16 protein-coding genes are annotated in these 21,716 nt (G+C 39.8%); 10 read left to right on the top strand and 6 right to left on the bottom strand.

The window, feature by feature from the left end:
* Positions 1–11 precede the first annotated feature (11 nt).
* The 3 genes from ESB04_RS05905 (at position 12) to rocD (ending at position 5,059) form a co-directional block, all read left to right on the top strand.
* Complete coding sequence (locus ESB04_RS05905; RefSeq protein WP_129026805.1) at positions 12–2,417, top strand: 3-hydroxyacyl-CoA dehydrogenase/enoyl-CoA hydratase family protein; 2,406 nt, start codon at positions 12–14, stop codon at positions 2,415–2,417.
* Between the two features lie 21 nt (positions 2,418–2,438).
* Complete coding sequence (locus ESB04_RS05900) at positions 2,439–3,614, top strand: acetyl-CoA C-acyltransferase (protein WP_129026804.1); 1,176 nt, start codon at positions 2,439–2,441, stop codon at positions 3,612–3,614.
* A gap of 224 nt (positions 3,615–3,838) precedes the next feature.
* Complete coding sequence (gene rocD / locus ESB04_RS05895) at positions 3,839–5,059, top strand: ornithine--oxo-acid transaminase (RefSeq protein ID WP_129026803.1); 1,221 nt, start codon at positions 3,839–3,841, stop codon at positions 5,057–5,059.
* A gap of 6 nt (positions 5,060–5,065) precedes the next feature.
* Here rocD and ygiD read toward each other — a convergent pair whose 3' ends face one another.
* Both ygiD and rho read right to left on the bottom strand, forming a co-directional pair.
* A complete protein-coding gene (ygiD, locus tag ESB04_RS05890; RefSeq protein ID WP_129026802.1) occupies positions 5,066–5,893 on the bottom strand; it encodes a 4,5-DOPA-extradiol-dioxygenase in 828 nt (275 codons plus the stop codon).
* Between the two features lies 1 nt (position 5,894).
* Positions 5,895–7,412, bottom strand: a complete 1,518-nt coding sequence (gene rho, locus ESB04_RS05885; protein ID WP_235832182.1) for a transcription termination factor Rho — start codon at positions 7,410–7,412, stop codon at positions 5,895–5,897.
* Positions 7,413–7,720: 308 nt separating this feature from the next.
* Between rho and ESB04_RS05880 the strand changes: the two genes are divergently transcribed.
* The 3 genes from ESB04_RS05880 to bioA are packed head-to-tail and all read left to right on the top strand — an operon-like array spanning position 7,721 to position 10,756.
* The gene (locus tag ESB04_RS05880; RefSeq protein WP_164969605.1) at positions 7,721–8,863 is read left to right on the top strand and encodes an aminotransferase class I/II-fold pyridoxal phosphate-dependent enzyme; all 1,143 of its coding nucleotides are present in this window, start codon (positions 7,721–7,723) and stop codon (positions 8,861–8,863) included.
* Positions 8,860–9,471 (top strand): dethiobiotin synthase, encoded by a 612-nt coding sequence (gene bioD / locus ESB04_RS05875; RefSeq protein ID WP_129026800.1) that lies wholly within the window; start codon positions 8,860–8,862, stop codon positions 9,469–9,471. The genes ESB04_RS05880 and bioD overlap by 4 nt, the downstream gene beginning before the upstream one ends.
* On the top strand, positions 9,449–10,756 hold the full coding sequence (bioA, locus tag ESB04_RS05870; protein WP_129026799.1) for an adenosylmethionine--8-amino-7-oxononanoate transaminase: 1,308 nt from the start codon (positions 9,449–9,451) through the stop codon (positions 10,754–10,756). The genes bioD and bioA overlap by 23 nt, the downstream gene beginning before the upstream one ends.
* On the opposite strand, the gene ESB04_RS05865 is transcribed toward bioA, so the two are convergent.
* Both ESB04_RS05865 and ESB04_RS05860 read right to left on the bottom strand, forming a co-directional pair.
* Positions 10,746–11,129 (bottom strand): nuclear transport factor 2 family protein, encoded by a 384-nt coding sequence (locus ESB04_RS05865; RefSeq protein WP_164969604.1) that lies wholly within the window; start codon positions 11,127–11,129, stop codon positions 10,746–10,748. The genes bioA and ESB04_RS05865 overlap by 11 nt on opposite strands.
* A gap of 91 nt (positions 11,130–11,220) precedes the next feature.
* Entirely contained in the window at positions 11,221–12,831 is a 1,611-nt protein-coding gene (locus tag ESB04_RS05860; protein WP_129026797.1) for a GMC family oxidoreductase, read from the bottom strand.
* A 64-nt stretch (positions 12,832–12,895) separates the two neighbouring features.
* On the opposite strand from ESB04_RS05860, the gene ESB04_RS05855 reads away from it, so the two are divergent.
* A complete protein-coding gene (locus ESB04_RS05855; protein WP_129026796.1) occupies positions 12,896–13,477 on the top strand; it encodes a HupE/UreJ family protein in 582 nt (193 codons plus the stop codon).
* A 54-nt stretch (positions 13,478–13,531) separates the two neighbouring features.
* Here the strand turns inward: ESB04_RS05855 and ESB04_RS05850 are convergent, their stop codons facing one another.
* Complete coding sequence (locus ESB04_RS05850; protein ID WP_205749478.1) at positions 13,532–14,497, bottom strand: ribonucleoside-diphosphate reductase small subunit; 966 nt, start codon at positions 14,495–14,497, stop codon at positions 13,532–13,534.
* Positions 14,498–14,658: 161 nt separating this feature from the next.
* Entirely contained in the window at positions 14,659–15,264 is a 606-nt protein-coding gene (locus tag ESB04_RS05845) for a hypothetical protein (RefSeq protein ID WP_129026794.1), read from the bottom strand.
* 86 nt (positions 15,265–15,350) lie between these two features.
* On the opposite strand from ESB04_RS05845, the gene uvrA reads away from it, so the two are divergent.
* From uvrA to ESB04_RS05830, 3 genes are all read left to right on the top strand, one after another.
* On the top strand, positions 15,351–18,197 hold the full coding sequence (gene uvrA, locus ESB04_RS05840) for an excinuclease ABC subunit UvrA (RefSeq protein WP_129026793.1): 2,847 nt from the start codon (positions 15,351–15,353) through the stop codon (positions 18,195–18,197).
* A gap of 20 nt (positions 18,198–18,217) precedes the next feature.
* Positions 18,218–19,699 (top strand): NADH-quinone oxidoreductase subunit N, encoded by a 1,482-nt coding sequence (locus tag ESB04_RS05835; protein WP_129026792.1) that lies wholly within the window; start codon positions 18,218–18,220, stop codon positions 19,697–19,699.
* Between the two features lie 91 nt (positions 19,700–19,790).
* Entirely contained in the window at positions 19,791–21,707 is a 1,917-nt protein-coding gene (locus ESB04_RS05830; RefSeq protein ID WP_129026791.1) for an amidophosphoribosyltransferase, read from the top strand.
* The last annotated feature ends 9 nt before the right edge of the window (positions 21,708–21,716 follow it).

Below are 21,716 nucleotides of genomic sequence, written 5' to 3'. Positions count from 1 at the left end.
CAATCATTCAAATGAATCGTTCGATCAAAAAAGTTGCCATTTTAGGTTCAGGCATCATGGGTTCACGAATTGCATGTCACTTTGCCAATATTGGCGTTGATGTGTTATTGTTGGACATTGCCCCTAAAGAACTAACCGCCGAGGAAACCGCCAAAGGACTGAGCTTGACACATCCCGCCGTCAAAAACCGGATTGTTAACTTAGCTTTTCAACAAACCTTGAAATCTAAACCAGCCTCACTGTATGTGTCTGACTTTGCGAAGCGCATAAAACTGGGAAATTTTGATGATAACCTTTCCGATATCGCTTCGGCGGATTGGATTATGGAGGTTATCGTGGAAAATTTAGAAATCAAAAAATCTTTGTTCGAAAAAGTTGATGCTATTAGAACGAAAGGAACTTTAATTAGCTCTAATACCTCTGGTATTCCGATTCATTTGATGTCGGAAGGCCGAAGTGAGGACTTCCAAAAGCATTTTTGTGGAACACACTTCTTTAATCCTCCGAGGTATTTGCGTTTGTTAGAGATTATTCCGACTCCACAAACTTCTCCTCACGTCATTCAATTTTTACTAAAATTTGGTCAAACCAACTTAGGTAAAACCACGGTCTTATGTAAAGATACTCCTGCATTCATCGCGAATCGCGTCGGAGTATATTCCATGATGCAAACCATGAAAGTGGTAGAAGAATTGGGTTTAACAGTGGAGCAAGTGGACAAATTGACATCCAAGGTAGTAGGTCGTCCTAAATCGGGTACTTTCCGTTTGTCTGATGTGGTGGGATTGGATACTACAGTTCATGTAGCTAATAATTTACATAAAGCCCTAACTAACGATGAGAGTAAAGACATCTTCGTACTTCCAAAGATGCTTCAAAAACTCATGGAAAATAAGTGGCTAGGAGATAAAACGGGACAAGGTTTTTACAAAAAGACAAAAAATGCCCAAGGTAAAACCGAGATCCTAAGTCTTGATTTACAAACATTTGAATACCGACCTGCACAAAAATTTTCCTTTGAAACATTGGATCGCTCTAAGGCCATCGATGCCCTTCCAAAGCGTTTTGAAGTGTTGTTAGCTGGAAAAGATTTAGCTGGTGAGTTTTATCGTAGAACCATTTTAGATGGGTTCCGCTACGCTTCTCACCGTATTCCTGAGATTGCGGATGATTTGGTGAAAATTGACCAGGCCATTTGTGCTGGATTTGGTTGGGAAATGGGAATTTTTGAAACATGGGATGCTATCGGAGTTCAAAAAGGATTGGACTTGATGCGTGAGAATGGTATGGAAGCTGCTGCTTGGGTGCAGGAAATGCTCGAAAAAGGCTTTACTAGCTTCTATAAAAATGAAGGCGGAAAACGACTTTATTACGATATCGTTTCCAAAAATTACCGTGCTATTGAGGGAATTGAAAATCAAATCTTCCTATCTACGCTGAAACCAGAGAAGGTAGTATATCAAAATGATGATGCGACTATCGTGGATTTGGGGGATGATATTATTTGCCTGGAATTTCATTCCAAAATGAATACGATGGGACAAGGAGTTTTGGAAGGAGTCCAAAAAGCCATTGACCTGGCAGAAAAAAATTACCGAGGATTAGTGATTGGTAATGAGGGTGTTGAAGCCTTCTCAGCTGGTGCCAACTTAGGAATGCTATTCATGTTTGCAGCCAATCAAGAGTTTGACGAAGTCAATAATATGATTGCTGTATTCCAAAATACCATGATGCGCGTGCGCTATTCATCCATTCCGGTGGTGGTGGCTCCGCATACCCTAGCCCTAGGCGGTGGATGTGAAATTAGTTTACATGCCGACAAATTGGTGGCTCATGCAGAGACCTACATGGGATTAGTAGAAGTAGGAGTTGGCCTAATCCCTGCAGGTGGAGGAACGAAAGAAATGGCGATGCGCATGGGAGATGCCCGTCAGGCGGGAGACGTAGAACTAAACCGACTACAGCAAGCTTTCATGAACATTGCAACTGCCAAAGTAAGTACCTCTGCTTATGAGGCAAAAGAAATGAACTACCTACGTCCATTTGACCGAATCGTACTGAATCGTAGCCAATTAATTGCAGAAGCCAAAAAAGAGGCACTTGCCTTGGCTGATGCAGGATATGTTCAAAAGCAACAGCGCTCTGATGTTTGGGTGGAGGGTAAACAAGGTTTAGCCTTGTTTAAAGCAGGTATTTTCAGCATGAAAATGGGAAATTATATTTCCGACCATGATGCTCTAATTGCCAACAAATTGGCATATGCCATTTGCGGAGGTGATTTAGATAGTCCTCAAATGGTCACAGAACAATACTTGCTTGACCTAGAAAGGGAAGCCTTTTTATCACTTTCTGGTGAAAAGAAAACCTTAGAACGTATCAGTAGTCTTTTAAACGGTGGAAAACCACCTAGAAATTAATTCATTGAAAATCCATTGATTATGAACGCATATATCATTGCTGGTTACAGAACAGCTGTAGCTAAAGCCAATAGAGGAGGTTTCCGTACCGTTCGCCCTGATACTTTGGCAGCGGAAGTTATTAAGCATTTAGTGGCGCAGGTTCCCAACCTAGATCCCGCTCATGTGGATGATTTAATAGTGGGTAATGCCATTCCTGAAGCCGAGCAAGGCATGCAGATGGCAAGGTATATTTCCTTACTTTCTTTACCTAAAAACGTACCAGGATTTATCATTAACCGCTATTGTGGCTCGGGACTAGAGGCTATAGCTTTAGCCTCCGCTAAAGTGAGTTCGGGTATGGCGGATTGTGTGATTGCAGGAGGTACTGAGTCCATGACCATGTTACCGATGCTTGGCCACAAAACCGTATTGAATTATGATTTAGCCACTGAACACCCTGACTATTATATAGGTATGGGATTAACGGCAGAAGCAGTTAGTAAAAAATACGAGGTGAGTCGGGAGGAACAAGATAACTTTGCCTATCAGTCGCATATGAAAGCATTGGCAGCCATCCAAGAAGGCAAGTTTACTTCAGAGATTGTTCCCATTAATGTAACAGAAAATTATTTTGATGCCAAAGAGGGTAAAAAGAAAACACGTACAACGGTAGTAAGTCAAGACGAGGGCCCGCGTGCTGATACCACTTTAGAGGCACTAGCCAAATTGAAGCCTGTATTTGCCATGGGTGGAACTGTTACTGCTGGAAATGCCTCTCAGACTTCTGATGGTGCGGCATTTGTCATGGTTGTCTCTGAAAAATTCTTAAAAGAATTAAACGTGCAGCCTATTGCCCGCATGGTAAGTTATGCCACCGCTGGGGTTGAGCCAAGTCTTATGGGAATTGGACCAGTGGAAGCCATCCCTATCGCTTTGAAAAAAGCGGGATTAGTTTTAGACAATATAGATCAAATTGAATTGAATGAAGCATTTGCTGCTCAATCCTTAGCAGTAATCAAAACCTTAGGAATCGATCCTTCTCGAGTAAATGTCAACGGAGGGGCCATCGCCCTAGGACACCCACTCGGATGCTCCGGTGCAAAATTGTCTATCCAACTTCTCAATGAGATGCGAAGAAGAAATCAAAAATATGGTATGGTTACGGCTTGCGTTGGTGGTGGACAAGGAGTAGCAGGAATTTATGAACTTCTATAAATTCAATTAATTGATTCAAATTATCAAGTTTTAGGTTCCATTTTAGCCAATAAAATGGAACCTTTGTTTTTATAAAAAATGACTTAGATTTGACAAGTATTGAACTTAGATTTGACAACTTTTAAAAAGTTGTCAAATCTAATGTAACATAAAAATACAAAAAACCAAAAACCATTTAAACCTTAAAATCCTTACAACCTAATAAATCCAGAAACCTTTAACCCATGAATAGCCAACAATATATCGAACTGGAAGAGAAATATGGTGCCCATAATTATCATCCTCTACCTGTCGTGTTAGAAAGAGGGAAAGGCGCTTCCGTTTGGGATGTTGATGGAAAAAAATACATCGATTTTTTATCAGCTTATAGTGCAGTGAATCAAGGACATTGTCACCCCAGATTGATTAGTAAATTATATCAGCAAGCCCAACAATTAACACTAAGCTCCAGAGCATTTTACAATAATCAATTGGGATTAGCGGAAAAGAAATTAGCAGAAAAGTTTGGCTACGATAAAGTACTTTTCATGAATACAGGTGTAGAAGCTGGTGAATCTGCCCTGAAATTATGTCGTAAATGGGCCTACGAAATAAAAGGAATTCCTTCTAATCAAGCACAAATCATCGTGGCAGAGGGAAATTTTTGGGGAAGGACTTTAGCAGCCATCTCTGCCTCAAATGACCCTCAAAGCTATACGAACTTCGGCCCATTTTTACCTGGCTTCATTAAAATCCCTTACAACGATTTGAAGGCATTAGAAGAAACCTTACAGAATCCACATATAGCTGGTTTTATGGTAGAACCAATCCAGGGAGAAGCTGGTGTCATTTTGCCCGATACAGGTTACTTAAAAAAAGCCTATGACCTATGCCAAAAATCTCAAGTTTTATTCATAGCTGATGAAATTCAAACGGGCTTAGGGAGAACTGGATCATGGCTTGCCTGTGACCATGAAAATCTAAAACCAGATATACTTCTACTCGGAAAAGCTCTCTCTGGAGGTATAATGCCAGTTTCTGCCGTGCTTTGTCGGGATGAAATCATGCTCTGTTTAAAACCCGGTGAACATGGTTCCACTTTTGGAGGAAATCCTTTGGCATGCGCTATAGCTTGCGAGGCCATTGACATTCTAGAAGAAGAAAATCTGTTGGAAAATGCAAAATGGAGAGGAATACAATTGAGAAATTATTTAAAGAAACTTGCCGAAAAATATCCTTTGATTCGAGAAGTACGAGGTAAAGGACTTCTTTGTGCCATTGAAATCAACACGATTGAAACTAGCCCTATTGCTTGGAAAATTTGTCTATCCTTAATGCAAGCGGGCTTATTAGCCAAACCAACCCATGGTAATAAAATTCGTTTAGCCCCCCCACTTTGTATCACGGAAGAAGAAATCAACACTGCCTGTCGGATGATTGAAAAAACCTTCGAAAATTGGAATTAATTCGAATTACTTGATTTCAAAACAGCGCATCGAAATACCACCATACACCAGTTCATCGAAAGTATAATGAACTTCCTCCCCTTTACGGGCTAAGGCTAAGGCATATAACATAGGTATATAATGATCAGGTGTAGGAACAGATTCCATACCTCCCGGCGCACCTTCATAATGAATCAATGCATTCACATCTTTATCAAGTATTTTTTGACTTGACCAACTATCAAATTCCTGAGCCCAAGCATAGCCGAAGGCCTCACGACCATTGCCTAAATTGGCCATACTAGCTCGAAGGTTATGCACAATATTGCCACTTCCTAAAATCAAAACTCCTCTTTCTCGTAAAAACTGTAATTCCTGAGCTAATTGAACATGATACTCCAATGGTTGGCCATAATCAATAGATACTTCAAATGCTGGAATATTGGCCTGAGGAAATAAGTGACACAAAACCGTCCAGGCGCCATGATCCAGCCCCCACTCAGTAGTGGCATGAATGGATTTACTATGAGAAGCCAGATAAACTGCCTCCTCAGCATCTCCTTTGGCTGGATATTGAAAAGTGTGTAATGCGGGAGGAAATCCCCCAAAATCATAAATGATTTTGGGTTGAGGACTGGCTTGAACAAAAGTGCCTCTTGTCAACCAATGGGCTGAAATAACTAAGACCGCTTTGGGCGTATTTTGCTCCAAAACGGTCTTACCTAATTGATTTAAATGTTGTGTGAATGGATTATTTGCCAAGGCATTCATAGGACTACCATGACCCACAAACCATACAGGTTGTAGATGATCAGTCTTTTCCCATGAAAATAATTCTTTGGGTAAAATACTCATCTTATCGATTCATCGATACTAAAAACTCTTCGTTGGTACGCGTACCCTTCATTTGCTGCTGCAAGAATTCCATGGCTTCTACGGAGTTCATGTCTGACATGTGCTTACGCAAGATCCAAACACGTTGCAATACCGCAGGATCCATCAATAAATCTTCTCTACGTGTACCAGATGCAGTAACATCAATAGAAGGATATATACGGCGGTTAGACAATTTACGGTCTAACTGCAATTCCATATTACCTGTTCCTTTAAACTCTTCAAAAATCACTTCATCCATCTTAGAACCTGTCTCAATCAAGGCAGTAGCAATGATGGTCAAAGAACCCCCATTTTCTACATTTCGAGCAGCTCCAAAGAAACGCTTTGGCTTGTGTAAAGCATTAGCATCCACCCCTCCAGATAAAATTTTACCAGAAGAAGGAACCACCGTATTATATGCACGAGCCAAACGGGTGATAGAATCTAATAAAATTACCACATCATGACCGCATTCGACCATACGTTTGGCTTTTTCCAATACAATGCTCGCCACTTTAACATGACGCTCTGCTTGCTCATCAAAAGTAGAAGAAATTACCTCAGCACGTACAGAGCGTTGCATATCTGTTACCTCTTCAGGACGTTCATCGATCAACAAAATAATCAAATAAACCTCTGGATGATTCCTCGAAATAGCGTTGGCAATATCCTTTAATAGGACAGTTTTACCCGTTTTGGGTTGTGCCACAATCATACCACGCTGCCCTTTACCAATCGGCGCAAAAAGATCTAAAATTCGGGTTGAATAATTATCTGCAGAAGTAGATAAATTCAATTTTTCCTCTGGAAATAAAGGAGTAAGATATTCAAAATTAATACGATCCCTGATTTCGTCCGTGGTTTTGCCATTAACCGTTTCAATCTTCAATAAGGCAAAGTATTTCTCTCCTTCTTTTGGAGGACGAATGGATCCTTTGATGGTATCACCTGTTTTCAAACCAAACATCTTGATTTGGGAAGGAGATACATAGATATCATCAGGTGAGGCCAGGTAATTATAATCAGAGGAACGCATAAAGCCATATCCTCCTTCTTGCATAATTTCCAATACCCCCTCATTTTCAATCAAACCATCTAATTCCTTAATTACCTGATTGTAATTGGAACGCTTAAAATGTGCTTGAGGAACTACAGGAGCCTCTTCTTTAGGCAGTTTTTTCAAGTCCTCGGGACTTCCTTGGGCCGCCCTTGCCTCTGCACCTGTTTCTTCACCCGTTACAAATGAAGTATCAACCAAAAACTCTTCTGCAGGAATAATAGCATCGTACTCAATGGGTTCTTCTACTTGAGTAGCTATGTGGTTAGTTGAGGGAGATGCTTGCTCACCGGCTACAGTGGCTTCCATGTCCAATTCTGAACTTGGAGCTGAAACTGCGTTTGCGTCTCCAGGTTTCTTAATTCTTTGCCTTTTCGGGCGTTCAGTAGCAGGTAAATCTTCTTGTACTTTCTTTACTCTCCTGATCGGTTTCTCTTCCATAAAATGGGAAATGATGAATCTTAAATGAATAGCAGTCCTGATTCCTGTTCAAAAGGATTTTGCGATATGCCTTACAGCAGAATTATCTACAAAATTGTGAAACTAACAATGGATGGAATGGAATCTGAAATACTGAATAGAGCACTTGCGATACGAAATCGCAGTGCAATACTACACTACAAGACGCAATTTGTCAAGGCTTTTTTAAGTTTTTTGTACGTTTAATCAATATTTTGGATAAAATTGGGGTATATCCTCATCAATTCCCTTTCTCAGCGCATTATTTTTGTAATTTAATGGATGAAATTATGAGCAAAGTCCGATCTTTTTTAGCTGAACAATTAAAAATCCGTAGCGAAGTTGGCCTCTTACGCCACTTACAAACTGTGGATCATTTGATTGATTTTTGCTCAAATGATTACCTAGGCCTTGCCCGAAATACTGAACTAAAACAGCTGATCTCCAAAGACTTTGAACTTTGGTTTGAAAAGAATCAAGGACAAATCCCGTTCAATGGTGCCACGGGTTCGCGACTTATCTCTGGGCATAATTCCTTAACCGAAACATTTGAGTCGGCTTGTGCTCAAATGCATCAGGCTGAAGCAGCTTTATTATTCGGTTCCGGCTTTGAGGCTAACCTGGGTTTATTATCATCCATCACCCAGGAAGATGACATCATTTTTTGTGACCAATTATTGCATGCCAGCATCATTGATGGCATAAGATTAGGAAAAGCGAAAAAAGTTATATTCCAACATAATGATTGGGAAAAATTAGCCCTTGAATTGGCAAAATATCCTAAACAAAGAAAATGGGTAGTGGTGGAGTCCATCTATTCCATGGACGGCGATAAGGCGCCCTTCGATGAATTGGTCCGACTTCAGCAAACATTTGATTTCGAATTAATTGTAGATGAGGCTCATGCTGGCGGTTTATACGGTCAACATGGTGCTGGCTTTGTTCAAGAATTGGGTTTAAGTTCAAAGGTTTTTGCTCGAGTAATCACATTTGGAAAAGCCTGGGGAAATTCGGGAGCAGTAGTTCTAGGTTCGCAAATTTTAAAGGAGTACCTCGTCAATTTTGCTAGATCTTTCATTTACTCGACTGCGCCTAGTCCTATGCATGTTTCCTCCCTGCTAAGCACCTTGAAATTCATCCAAGAACAAGATGAATTAAGAGAAAAACTACAACAAAAAATCGCATTTTTCCAGAAACATGCCAGGCATTCCAACTGGAAAAAGAGCCAAAGTACCATACAAACCTTCATTGTGCCTGGAAATACAGAAGTTAGAAGATTGGCCATTTTCGCTCAAAAAAATGGCTTTGGCGTGAAACCAATTGTCTCTCCAACAGTTCCTAATGGGGAAGAACGCATTCGTATCACCTTGAGTGCGCTATCAGAAGAAAAAGATATACTACGAATCATTCAATTATTGGAATCTAATCTATGAGTCAAACATTTATTATAGCAGGAATAGGTACCGAAGTAGGAAAAACAGTCATTTCTGCTATCGTGACGCAGGCTTTACAAGCCGATTATTGGAAACCCATCCAATCCGGCGATTTAGATCAAGGAGATGCTTATTGGATTCAACAATGGGTAAAACATCCTAAGCTAAAAGTATGGCCATCCACGTATCGCCTTACTCAACCACTATCGCCTCATACCGCTGCTGAAATAGATGGAGTCACTATCCAAATTGACCATTTTAAACGCCCTGAAACCTCCAACAACTTAGTTATTGAACTTGCAGGTGGTATTATGGTACCCATCAATGACCAGCAAACAAACATTGACTTAATCAAACACTTGAACGCTCCCATCATTTTAGTGAGTAAGAACTATTTAGGTAGCATCAATCATACCCTGTTGACCTATGAATTCCTGAAACAAAATTCCATACCCATGGTAGGAATTGTTTTCAATGGCCCAGAAAATGCTTCAGGAGAAAAATTTATCCTGCAGTATACGCAATTACCCTTTCTGTTACGTGTACGTGAAGAAGAGCAAATAAATGAAATTATCGTAAATCAGTATGCCCAACAGTTCCAACTATAATTCCTACGTGCAGCGTGATGCTGCCGCTATTTGGCATCCATTTACTCAGCATCAAATTGAACCATTTTCTATCCCCATTACTCGAGGGGAAGGTTGTTGGCTATATGGTGCCAATGGGGATAAATATTTAGATGCCATAAGCTCTTGGTGGGTCAATATTCACGGTCATGGACATCCCTATTTAGCTAAAAAAGTTTACGAACAAGCCCTAAAAATAGAGCAAGTAATTTTTGCCGGATTCACCCATGAACCAGCCATAAGGCTATCAGAAAGACTTTTAAGTCATTTGCCTAAACATTTTCATAAGGTATTTTTCTCAGATAATGGCAGTACGGCGGTAGAAGTAGCCATCAAAATGGCGCTACAATTTTATTATAATCAGGGTCATACCAAAAAAAGAAAAATCCTTGCTTTACAAGATGCTTACCATGGCGATACCTTTGGAGCCATGAGTCTAGGCGCACCTAGTTCGTTCAATGCTCCCTTCCAAGATATGCTTTTTGAGGTGGAGTTTATCTCCCAACCAGGAAATCCTGAGGCTTGTCTGCAGGATATGAAAAATAAATTGGAAGCAGAACCTGATGTCTATGCTGCCTTTATTTTTGAGCCATTGGTTCAAGGGGCCGGAGGTATGCTCATGTACGAGCCAAGCACCCTGGATGCTTTAATTCAATTGGCACATGAACACGCCATTTTATGTATTGCCGATGAAATCATGACTGGATTTGGAAGAACGGGTAAATGGTTTGCCATGGACTATCTAAGCCATAAACCCGATATCGTTTGTTTGTCCAAAGGACTTACAGGCGGAATGATGGCCATGGGGGTCACTTGCTGCTCCAATGATATATTCCATAGTTTTTTATCGGAGGATCGTAAAAAAACCCTATTCCATTCCCATTCTTTCACGGCCAATCCATTAGCCTGCGCAGCAGCTAATGCCAGCTTGGATATAATGGAGAAGGAGGAAACATGGTCCAACATACAGCGAGTTTCTGACCATCATGAAAAATGGGTGGCTTCTAAAAAAGGGCATCCTATCATTCAAAATGTACGTCAAAGAGGAACAATTCTAGCCTTGGATTTGCACACGGGAGAAAGCACTGGGTACATGCACCCGCTGCGTGACAGGGCTTACCAATATTTCATAAAAAAAGGGGTCTTATTGAGACCCCTGGGTAATACTTTGTACATTTTAGCTCCTTATTGCATCCAAAATGAGGAATTAGATCTCATTTACAAAAGCATAGAGGAATTTGCAGAGGAATTGAAGCCTATTTGTTAATCTTCAATGATTGCCATGAAAGCATTTGCCAACGGCCATTTTCAAAAATGTAAATGTCTGTAAACTTCAAACGGTTAACCGGCAAAAAAGCTCCGTCTTTTTTGTTGGTCACATTGACGATTCCTGTGTTAATCCCAATATTACCATACACACGTTGCGTAAATTCCTCTGGTTCAATAATGGCATAAATGGTCTTTTGTGAAACGATAGATTCAATGTAAGAAGCCTTCGAATCCTGTGTACCTGATGAATGAATATAGACCAAGTCTTTGTGCAAGACTTTATCCAATCCAGCACCATCTTGTGCCACCATGATTTTAAATCGATTTAATTCAGCTTCTCTCAAAGAGCTCACATCAGCTTTCTGTGCCATAAGATAAAAGGACGTGCCAAGGCACGCGATTGTTAGAAATAGGTTTTTCATAGGATACTTTTTAAACATAAAAACAATATTCATCAATTTCTTACTCAAAATCAAAATCTAGAATCAAATCGGCGGCTTTTTCTGCGATAGCCATGACAGCTGCATTCGTATTTCCTGCTACCAAATCGGGCATAATGGAGGCATCTACCACCCTAAGACCCGACAATCCCCGTACTTTCATACTTTGAGGGTCTACCACAGCCTCCTCATCGACACCCATTTTACAGGTACCCACGGGATGATAGACACATTCCAAAGCCGCTTGTATATGATTCAGTATATAATCATCAGTCCATTCACCAGGAGCAGGAAAATTCAACTGATCATTTAACCTCAGTGGTTCAAAAGCAGAGGAAAGCATAATTTCTTTAGCTAATTTGACTCCTCGAACCAAGGTAGCTAAATCTTCCCCACCTGCATCAGATAAGAATTTAGGATCAATTAAAGGAGCGTCCATCGGATTGGTAGAATGTAAACCTACATATCCCCGACTTTTGGGTTTTAATAAGGTTGGCAATACCGTAAAACCATCTGAAAGAGGCAAATTATCTTTATCATACAAGTCATATGCCCAAGCAGAGGTAAAGTGAAATTGCAAGTCAGGGCGCTCCGAATGGTTTACAGAATCAAAAAAAGCACAGGCTTCGAGCGGGCTAGCAGCCAAAGGGCCTTGATGACTCATAATGTAGGTGGCAAAGTTCTTCAAATTTAAAGCCATGTTATAGGATTCCCCCGCCGTATTGGCTCGGGCATTCATATTGATGAATACATGGTCGGATAAATTCTTCCCTACTCCCACCAAGGCATGCTGACAATCAATCCCAAAACTTGTCAAATAATCTGGGTCACCTATGCCCGAAAGCATCAAGATTTGGGGACTTTGGAAGGAGCCTGCCGACAATATAACCTCCTGCTTGGCTTGAAACTCGACGAGCTTTTTTCCTCCTTTCAAATAACCACGAACACCCATAATTCTCTCCCCCTTTCGAATAAGTGAAGCTACATGAAATTGACTGATTACTTGTAGGTTGCTCCGCTTGATAGCAGGCTCAATAAATCCTTTGGCCGCAGAACAACGGACCCCTTCGTGAATATTGAATTGAAAATATCCAGCTCCAACCTGCCTTACCCCATTAAAATCTGGATTTTCAGGCATTCCTACCTCCTGACAGGCTTCTACAAATGCCTTCCCAAAAGGACTAATATGTATGGCATTACTAACTGTCACCGGCCCATCTTGACCATGATACTCATTGTTAAAAAAGGTATTTCTCTCGGATTTCTTGAAATATGACAACATCTCTTGATATCCCCAACCTGAACATCCACTTACCTCCCAATCATCAAAATCGGCTTTATTACCCCGAATGTAAGCCATACAATTAATCGCACTGCTCCCTCCTATCGCCTTACCCCTAGGTTGATATATTCGTCGCCCATTTAACTTGCTTTGAGGTTCCGTGTAAAAGTGCCAATCCAAATAACTTTTCTGTAATAAAGAATATGCAGATGGCATATCCACACGAGGATCACGGCTATTTATTCCAGCCTCCACCAGTAAAACAGAATTTTTAGGATTGGCCGATAATCGATTAGCTAAAACGCATCCTGCTGTACCTGCACCTACGATGATGTAATCAAAAGCGGACATATATATAAATCTTATTTGCTATATTTTCCTGAATTTCAATATTTTTACCCAAAAACCACGCATCATGACCTATTTTAATACCTATTTGACACTTGGCCTTGAACATATATTAAATATACAAGCATTAGACCACCTGCTTTTTATTTTATCTCTTACCTGTATATACCGGTTTTCAGACAGCAAAAATCTTTTCTTTTTAATTACCGCCTTCACCATTGGTCATTCACTTACCCTTGGACTTGCCACCATGGGATGGATCCAGGTTTCCATGCATTGGATTGAATTTCTAATTCCTTGCACCATCTTTCTTTCAGCAATTGGGAATTTTAGCTTTCAAGATGCTGGACTAAAAAAACAAAAAAACTCTTCTTTAAAATACCTCTTGGTTGGAATCTTTGGCCTGATTCATGGCCTAGGTTTTTCTAATTATCTGCAAAGCCTATTGGGCAAAGAACAATCTATTGTGGGCCCTCTTTTTGCCTTTAATATAGGTTTGGAAATAGGCCAAATCATTGTAGTGATTAGCATTCTCATCCTTTCCAGCCTCATCATGCGATTAACCAAAATCAAAATGCAATCCTTAGTGCTGGTCATATCCGGTATCGTGATAGGCTTGGTCATCCCCATGATAATAGAAAGGTGGTAAAAAAAACACCCCCACCAAACGGCGAGGGCGCTGAATATATCAAATAAGTTTTTCCTAGAAATCTTCATCCAAACTGAATGACATAGTATCTTTATCTGACATTACTCCAGATTTTTGATACTCTGCCACACGTTTCTCAAAGAAGTTAGTTTTGCCTTGCAAGGAAATCATTTCCATAAAGTCGAACGGATTGGTGGCATTATAGTATTTTTTACAGCCTAGCGCCACCAATAAACGGTCAGCAACAAACTCGATGTATTGACACATCAACTGAGCATTCATACCAATTAATGATACTGGAAGAGCTACAGTCACAAATTCCTTTTCAATTTCTACCGCATTGGTAATAATCTCATATACACGCTCCTGCGATACTTTATTTTTGATGTGATCTGTATACAATAAGCAAGCAAAATCACAGTGTAAACCTTCATCTCTTGAAATCAATTCATTGGAGAATGATAAGCCCGGCATTAATCCACGCTTCTTTAACCAGAATATCGAGCAAAAAGAGCCCGAGAAGAAAATTCCTTCTACCGCGGCAAATGAAATCAAACGCTCAACAAAACTATCACTCTCAATCCATTTCAAGGCCCACTCTGCTTTTTTCTTCACACAGTCAATCGTCTCAATAGCTCTCAACAAACGATCCTTCTCTTTTGGGTCTTGAATGTAAGTATCAATCAACAAAGAATAAGTCTCTGAATGGATGTTCTCCATCATCACCTGAAATCCATAAAAACATTTGGCCTCCGCATATTGAACCTCTTTCAAAAAGTTATTGGCTAGGTTCTCATTTACGATACCATCGGAAGCCGCAAAAAATGCTAAAACATGAGAAATGAAGTGACGTTCACCATCATTCATTTTCTTCCAATCGGCTAAATCTTGCTGTAAGTCAATCTCCTCCGCTGTCCAAAAGGAGGCCTCCGCCTGCTTATAAAACTTCCAAATATCATTATGTTTAATCGGAAAAAGTACGAATCGGTTGGGATCTTCAACTAATAGAGGCTCAATCATTGTCAGGTTAGATGATTAGGGTAAAACATGAATTCGAAATTAAGCAATTCTGCGAAAAAAAAATGAAGTTTTATTATTAAAAAAAATGAAAATCCTCATTTCTTTTTACATCATGCTCACTGCAGTGTAATACCTATATTTCCCAAAAAATGTTTTGAAAATTAAAAGAAAAATCCACCTACTTGGACAACCAATGCCGAGCCATAAGGAGACACTTTGCCTGAGGAAGAACTATAATTTAAGTCATACATCACCGAAAGGTTAATGCCTAGCTTAGAACCTATTCCGATACCCACTAAGACTGGATTGGAATAGCCTAAATTATAAATATTGTTGCTTTGAGATAAGTTGGAATAATTCTCCACCTGACCTACTAAATAGCTTTGTCCCAAGAGAGCTGTCAAAGTAGGAATATATTGACGAATAAATACCCGCTCACCCAATAAATTACTTGTTATTTTTCCGATACTGCCTCCGTAGTTCACCGAATAATATTGGTAACTTACACCCAATCCCACAATGGTATTATTGGCTAAAGAATAGCCCACCATGGGTGAAACACCAATACTGGTAGGATTACCAAAGCTCAATCCAGAAAGTCCACCTCCAAAATGTAATCGTTGACGGAACGATAATTCACTTACATCTGGTTCCACATCCAAGTCTCCCTTAGCTCCATCTTCTTTTATGACCACAGGATCCTGAGCTCTGGATTCTAACGCTCCACCAACACAGATTAAAAAAACAAGTAATAATAGCTGCTTCATGAATTTATTTTTGAGTAGAAACGAAAAAAATGGAGGATTATGATGTTGAAAATACGATTAACAAAATTAAAGGATAATTTTGTTATATGAATCATTTGAATTCGAGTTTGGTAGACGATCAGGGAATAGAAAAATTAGACCCTAGAACACATATTATCATCAAAGGTGCGCGTGTCCATAATTTGAAAAATTTGGATGTCGCCATTCCCCGCAATCAATTGGTCGTGATTACTGGTTTATCTGGTTCAGGTAAATCCTCTTTGGCATTTGACACCTTATTTGCCGAGGGACAGCGTATGTATGTAGAAAGCTTGAACAGCTACGCTCGACAGTTTTTAGGCAGAATGGAAAAACCGGCAGTGGACTATATTAAAGGTGTTTCGCCGGCTATAGCAATTGAACAGAAAGTCAATTCCAAGAATCCTAGGTCTACCGTAGGGACTACTACAGAAATTTATGATTACCTCAAACTTCTCTTTGCCCGAATCGGTAAAACCTACTCCCCTATCTCGGGTCTAGAAGTCAAAAAAGATGCGGTATCTGATATAGTAGATTGGATACTTCAACATGACCAGAAAAAAGTTATTATTTTGGCACCTTTGCTGCGTCATGAAGATCGAAGCTTAAAAAATGAATGTCAATTATTAATTCAAAAAGGATATACCCGTTTAAAATTAGGGAATGACATCATTCCATTGGAGGATTTGGTTGAAGATGATGCGCAACTAGAAAAAATTGACAAAAAATCAGGTGATTTGGCCATTTTGATAGATCGCCTCATCGCGAAATCAGATGATGAAGAAACCCAATTTCGACTAGGTGATTCTGTTCAGACTGCCTATTTTGAGGGGGAAGGCATCTGTTGGGTGGAGTTAGAGGGACATGAAAAAAGGATTTTTTCTGACAAATTTGAACTAGATGGTATCTACTTTGAAGAACCTAGTCTAAATCTCTTTTCCTTCAATAATCCCTATGGAGCATGCAAAAACTGCGAGGGTTATGGAAAAGTATTGGGAATAGACCCCGACTTGGTATTCCCAGACCCAGAACTCTCCATTTATGAAGGGGCCATTGCCCCTTGGAGAAGTGAGCGGATGAATGAGTGGCTTTATCCATTGATTAGGCATGGAGTAAGTTTTGATTTCCCTATTCATAGACCTTATAAAGACCTGAACGACAAAGAGAAGCAATTACTCTGGACAGGAAACAAATATTTTGCTGGGTTAAATCAGTTTTTCGAACACCTAGAAAAAGAGACCTATAAAATCCAATACCGTGTCTTACTTTCCAGATACCGTGGAAAAACCACTTGTCCAGAATGCCTAGGCTCTCGATTAAGAAAGGATGCGGCCTATGTCAAAATTCACGGTCATTCCATCATCGATATGGTTTTGTGGCCAATTTCTAAGGTAAAAAACTTTTTTGACGAAGTGAATTTTACCGAATCAGAACAGCAAGTTGCCCGTAGAATATTAATTGAAATCAACAATCGTTTAGATTACATGAACCGAGTAGGTTTAGGGTATTTGACCCTTAACCGACTTAGCTCTACCTTATCTGGTGGCGAGTTTCAACGCATTAAACTAGCTACCTCCTTGGGAAGTGCTCTGGTAGGTTCTATGTACATTTTGGATGAACCAAGCATCGGACTGCATCCCAGAGATACAGAAAGACTCATCTCGGTATTGCTTACGTTGAAAAAAATGGGTAATACCGTTATCGTAGTAGAACATGAGGAAGATATCATGCGTGCTGCGGATCAAATTATTGATATTGGACCGGAAGCAGGTAGACATGGAGGCCAATTAATCTTCCAGGGAAATTGGCAGCAAGCCTTATTAAATGAGCATACAGGAAGTCATACATTACGTTTTTTACACGGAGAGGACAGAATCGAGATTCCAAGCTTCCGAAGAAAAAGTTTGGCACATATTGAAATAGTTGGGGCTAATGAGAACAACTTACAAAATATTTCTGTTAAGATACCTTTGGGTGTACTAACAGTAGTTACTGGTGTTAGTGGTTCTGGAAAATCCACGCTGATTCGTAAAATATTATACCCTGCTCTGCTTAGACAATTGCAATTGGGTACAGAAGAAACAGGTAAATTCAAGGAATTAAAGGGAAGTATTTCTCAAATTGCAGGAGTAGAGATGGTTGATCAACAACCCATCGGTAAATCTTCTCGTTCCAATCCCGTCACCTACATCAAGGCCTATGACGCCATTCGAGCCTTATTCTCTGAACTGCCCTTGGCAAAGACAAGGGGATACAAACCCTCCCATTTTTCATTCAATGTGGAAGGAGGGCGTTGTGAAACCTGTCAGGGAGAAGGGGAAATTACCATAGAGATGCAATTCATGGCGGACATCAAACTTGTCTGTGAGTCATGTCAGGGAAGTCGGTTCAAACAAGAAATCCTAGATGTCAAATTCCAAGAAAAAAATATTGCCGAAGTACTTGATTTGACTGTGGAAGAGGCCGTGGAGTTTTTTAGGACCAAAACACCAAAAATTGCAGAAAAAATTGATCCTTTATTTCAAGTGGGTTTAGGCTATATTAAATTAGGCCAATCATCAAACTCGCTCTCAGGTGGAGAGGCCCAAAGGGTCAAATTGGCAAGCTTTTTAGGCAAGGGAAATCCCAATAAAGGCAAGACCTTATTTATTTTTGACGAACCTACCACAGGATTGCACTTTCATGATATCAAAAAGCTATTAAAAGCATTGAATGATTTAGTGGAACAAGGCGACAGCGTCATCATCATTGAACATAACATGGAAGTCATCAAATGTGCAGATCATATCATTGACTTAGGACCTGATGGTGGAGAAGCTGGTGGACAAATTTGCTTTGAAGGAAGTCCGGAGGAAATGATAATGTTGGAGGACAATCCAACTGCCCATTATCTGAGTCAAAAAATTAATAGGTAAAAAAGCTGTAAGTTTACACTATGTTCTCTCCAGAAATATTACAAACTCTACCCCAAAAACTTGAAGGAATCAGTCAAGGGCTTTCCCTCATGATTCCTGAACTAGTGGTCATTATTTGGGTAATGGTAGGAATATTGGCGGAACTGTTTTTACATGGACGAAGCCAAAGATTTGCGAGTTCCTGGAGGTATTTCGTCACACAAATTGGTCTCTTATTGGCATTAGTTTTGGCTATTCAACGTATGCAAACTGGACTTGTGGGCTGGGCCTCCTTTTCTACATTTTGGATTAATGCTGGTAGCAATTCTGTCAATTCGCTTATCCTATTTTTGTCTATAATATTAATCTTGATCAATCAGGCCCAACAAAAAAGCTTTCAGTTTGAAGAAAAAATTGGCTTTTTATCCATTTTGGGTGGAGCTTTGTTAGTGTCCATTAGCAGCCATTGGTTGAGTATTTTTCTAAGTATCGAATGGATGTCATTGGGCACTTACCTACTGGTGGGTATTAGGAAAGATGCTGAAGGTTCCCGAGCGGTGTTGCCATATGTGTTATTTGGTTTAGCTAGTACTGCCTTTTTGCTGTATGGCATTTCATTTATTTATGGAATAACCGGTACCCTGCTAATTTCAGACCCAGCATTCAGTCGGGGAATTACTTCCTCTGATCCTTTACTGGTAGGACTTGCATTAAGCCTAGTGGCTTGTTCCCTCTTTTTTAAATTGTCTTTGGCACCCTTTCATCCTTGGAGTCCAGATGTAATAGAAAGTTTACCTGCTGCGTGGATGGCTTGGATATCAACCGCCCCTAAAATAGCCATTACTTTTTTAGGAATTCGCTTGCTTCATTTCATCCCAATTGCATTAGAAGTTCCGATTGCATTTTTTGCTATACTAACCCTGTTGATTGGGAATTTGGGAGCACTAAGCCAGCAAAATACCAAGCGACTCATGGCTTATTCGGGTATTGCTCATGGAGGATTTATGGCCATGGCTTGGTTATTTCCTAGTCAGCAAGCCGTGGAATCCTTAACATTTTATTCCTTGATTTACGGACTGAGTACAGTTTTAGTTTTTTATATCATTGATCAAGCCCCACGCAATACTTACCAGTCCAATGACTTAGAACCATGGAGTGGATGGTCAAAAACTCATCCATTAAATTCACTATTTCTCTTACTGGGTTTAGTAGCGTTAGCTGGTTTACCTCCAGCAGGAAGTTTTATCGCCAAAGTAACCTATTTTTCTCTTTTGTGGGAAAAATATCAAAATAGCAATCAAATCTTAACATTAGTCTTGTTCATAACAGCAGTTTTGACAACAGCTATTGGCATATTCTATTACTTGAAAATTCCTTACTATATGTACTTTAAGAAAAGTAGGAATGAAAATACACTCATCATTAGTGACGAAAATAAAAACTTATGGGTTTATGCGGTTTTGGTGGTCTTAATTTTAGGATGCTTCATTACTCCAACGGCAATTTGGAATTTCTTAAAGTAAGGAAATAAATAAAGGCAAATTCATCTGAGCCATTAATTTATTATTTAATTTTGTACTCGATTTTGAGATAAAACCTCTTCTGAAACACCCAATGTCTGATTCAATAAAGCACGAATGTGGGATTGCCCTAATTCGTCTGCGCAAACCATTTCAGTATTATCTGGATAAGTATAAAACGCCGACTTATGGCCTGAGCAAGTTGTACTTGATGATGGAAAAACAAGTCAATAGGGGTCAAGATGGAGCTGGAGTCGCCAATATCAAAATCAATGTTAATCCTGGAAGCCGATATATCAGTCGGTACCGCTCAGTAGAGCCACAAGCAGTCGCCGATATCTTCGGAAAAATCAATAAGAAATTCAGAAAAGCTCAAAAATTAGCCAAAGACGTTAAAAGAGAAACGGGCATAGACCCTAGCCATGATGCGGCTTGGTGGCAAGATAATGTAGCCTTTACTGGAGAAGTTTTATTAGGACACTTACGCTATGGCACACATGGTCAAAATGAAATTGAAAATTGTCATCCTATGTTACGACAAAGTAACTGGAGAAGCCGCAATTTGGTAATGGCAGGAAACTTCAATATGACCAATGTGGATGATTTATTTGATAAGTTAGTTTCTCTAGGACAGCACCCCAAAGAAAAGGTGGATACCGTGACGGTAATGGAGAAAATTGGCCACTTTTTGGACGAGGAAAACCAAAGACAATTTTTGAAGTTCCGTGATCAATATGAAAACCCTGAGCTTTCTGATGTCCTTGCGGAACAAATCGACCTGGTTCGGGTATTAGAACGTTCTTGTAAGGATTTTGATGGAGGTTATGCCATGGTTGGTTTAACGGGATATGGGGCTTCTTTTGTAGCCCGTGACCCGGCAGGTATTCGTCCTGCTTATTATTACATGGATGAGGAAGTGGTAGTAGTGGCTTCCGAAAAGCAGGCCATTAAAACCAGTTTCAATTGCGCCTATGACCAAATTCAAGAAATTACTCCAGGATCTGCCTTGGTCATTCATATGGATGGTTCCGTGAAGGAATCTCCGTTCATTGAGAGATTGGAACAAAAATCCTGTTCATTTGAGCGAATATATTTCTCTAGAGGTTCTGACCCAGATATTTACTCTGAAAGAAAAAAACTAGGTCGTTTACTAATTCCTCAAATTTTGGAGGAAGTAAACAATGACTTGAAAAATACTGTATTCTCTTATATCCCCAACACAGCAGAAACAGCCTTTTTAGGCATGATTGATGGGTTGGAAGACCACTTGGCCAAAGAAAGAAAGCAAGCCATCATGGGAGGGATTCTATTTGAGAAGGAACTAGAAGAAATGCTTACCTTCCGTCCAAGGGTAGAAAAACTAATTTCCAAAGATGTGAAGGTGCGTACTTTCATCACTAGTGATGACCAGCGAGACGACATGGTTTCGCATGTGTATGATACCACTTATGAAGTAATTAATAAGGGAGTTGACTCCGTAGTATTGATTGATGATTCGATTGTTCGGGGAACAACCTTAGAAAAGAGTATCCTGAGTTTATTGGATAAATTATCCCCAAAGAAAATTGTCATTGTTTCTTCTGCTCCACAAATCAGATATCCAGATTGTTACGGCATTGATATGTCAAAAATGAAGGAGTTTGTAGCCTTTAGAGCTGCTTTGGAGCTATTGAAGGAAAGGGGCTTAGAAAATATTTTAGATGAAGTAAACCTAAAGTGCCTGCTTGCCCTAGAAAATGGCACAGCCCATACTGAGAATTTCGTAAAGGCCATTTATGCTCCATTTACTGACCAAGAAATCTCCAACAAAATTGCTGAGATTGTTCGTCCTAAGCATATAAAAGCAGAGGTAGCTGTAGTTTACCAAACCGTAGAAAACTTAAACTTAGCTTGCCCAAATCATTTGGGCGACTGGTATTTCACTGGTAATTTCCCTACCCCAGGAGGAAATCAAGTAGTTAATAAAGCTTTTGTCAATTTTATGAAAGGTATTGAGGTAAGAGCTTATTAATTTTTGGGA

Origin of the sequence: Aquirufa rosea (genome assembly GCF_004118285.1) — a bacterium.
Taxonomy (GTDB): domain Bacteria; phylum Bacteroidota; class Bacteroidia; order Cytophagales; family Spirosomataceae; genus Aquirufa; species Aquirufa rosea.
The sequence above is the reverse complement of the archived record's forward strand: the minus strand, read 5'-3'. Positions and strand labels throughout refer to the sequence as shown.

Coding starts and splice junctions, on each gene's coding strand:
- ESB04_RS05905 (WP_129026805.1), top strand. CDS start 12: ATGAATCGTTCGATCAAAAAAGTTGCCATTTTAGGTTCAGGCATCATG.
- ESB04_RS05900 (WP_129026804.1), top strand. CDS start 2,439: ATGAACGCATATATCATTGCTGGTTACAGAACAGCTGTAGCTAAAGCC.
- rocD (WP_129026803.1), top strand. CDS start 3,839: ATGAATAGCCAACAATATATCGAACTGGAAGAGAAATATGGTGCCCAT.
- ygiD (WP_129026802.1), bottom strand. CDS start 5,893: ATGAGTATTTTACCCAAAGAATTATTTTCATGGGAAAAGACTGATCAT.
- rho (WP_235832182.1), bottom strand. CDS start 7,412: ATGGAAGAGAAACCGATCAGGAGAGTAAAGAAAGTACAAGAAGATTTA.
- ESB04_RS05880 (WP_164969605.1), top strand. CDS start 7,721: ATGAGCAAAGTCCGATCTTTTTTAGCTGAACAATTAAAAATCCGTAGC.
- bioD (WP_129026800.1), top strand. CDS start 8,860: ATGAGTCAAACATTTATTATAGCAGGAATAGGTACCGAAGTAGGAAAA.
- bioA (WP_129026799.1), top strand. CDS start 9,449: ATGCCCAACAGTTCCAACTATAATTCCTACGTGCAGCGTGATGCTGCC.
- ESB04_RS05865 (WP_164969604.1), bottom strand. CDS start 11,129: ATGGCACAGAAAGCTGATGTGAGCTCTTTGAGAGAAGCTGAATTAAAT.
- ESB04_RS05860 (WP_129026797.1), bottom strand. CDS start 12,831: ATGTCCGCTTTTGATTACATCATCGTAGGTGCAGGTACAGCAGGATGC.
- ESB04_RS05855 (WP_129026796.1), top strand. CDS start 12,896: ATGACCTATTTTAATACCTATTTGACACTTGGCCTTGAACATATATTA.
- ESB04_RS05850 (WP_205749478.1), bottom strand. CDS start 14,497: ATGATTGAGCCTCTATTAGTTGAAGATCCCAACCGATTCGTACTTTTT.
- ESB04_RS05845 (WP_129026794.1), bottom strand. CDS start 15,264: ATGAAGCAGCTATTATTACTTGTTTTTTTAATCTGTGTTGGTGGAGCG.
- uvrA (WP_129026793.1), top strand. CDS start 15,351: ATGAATCATTTGAATTCGAGTTTGGTAGACGATCAGGGAATAGAAAAA.
- ESB04_RS05835 (WP_129026792.1), top strand. CDS start 18,218: ATGTTCTCTCCAGAAATATTACAAACTCTACCCCAAAAACTTGAAGGA.
- ESB04_RS05830 (WP_129026791.1), top strand. CDS start 19,791: ATGTCTGATTCAATAAAGCACGAATGTGGGATTGCCCTAATTCGTCTG.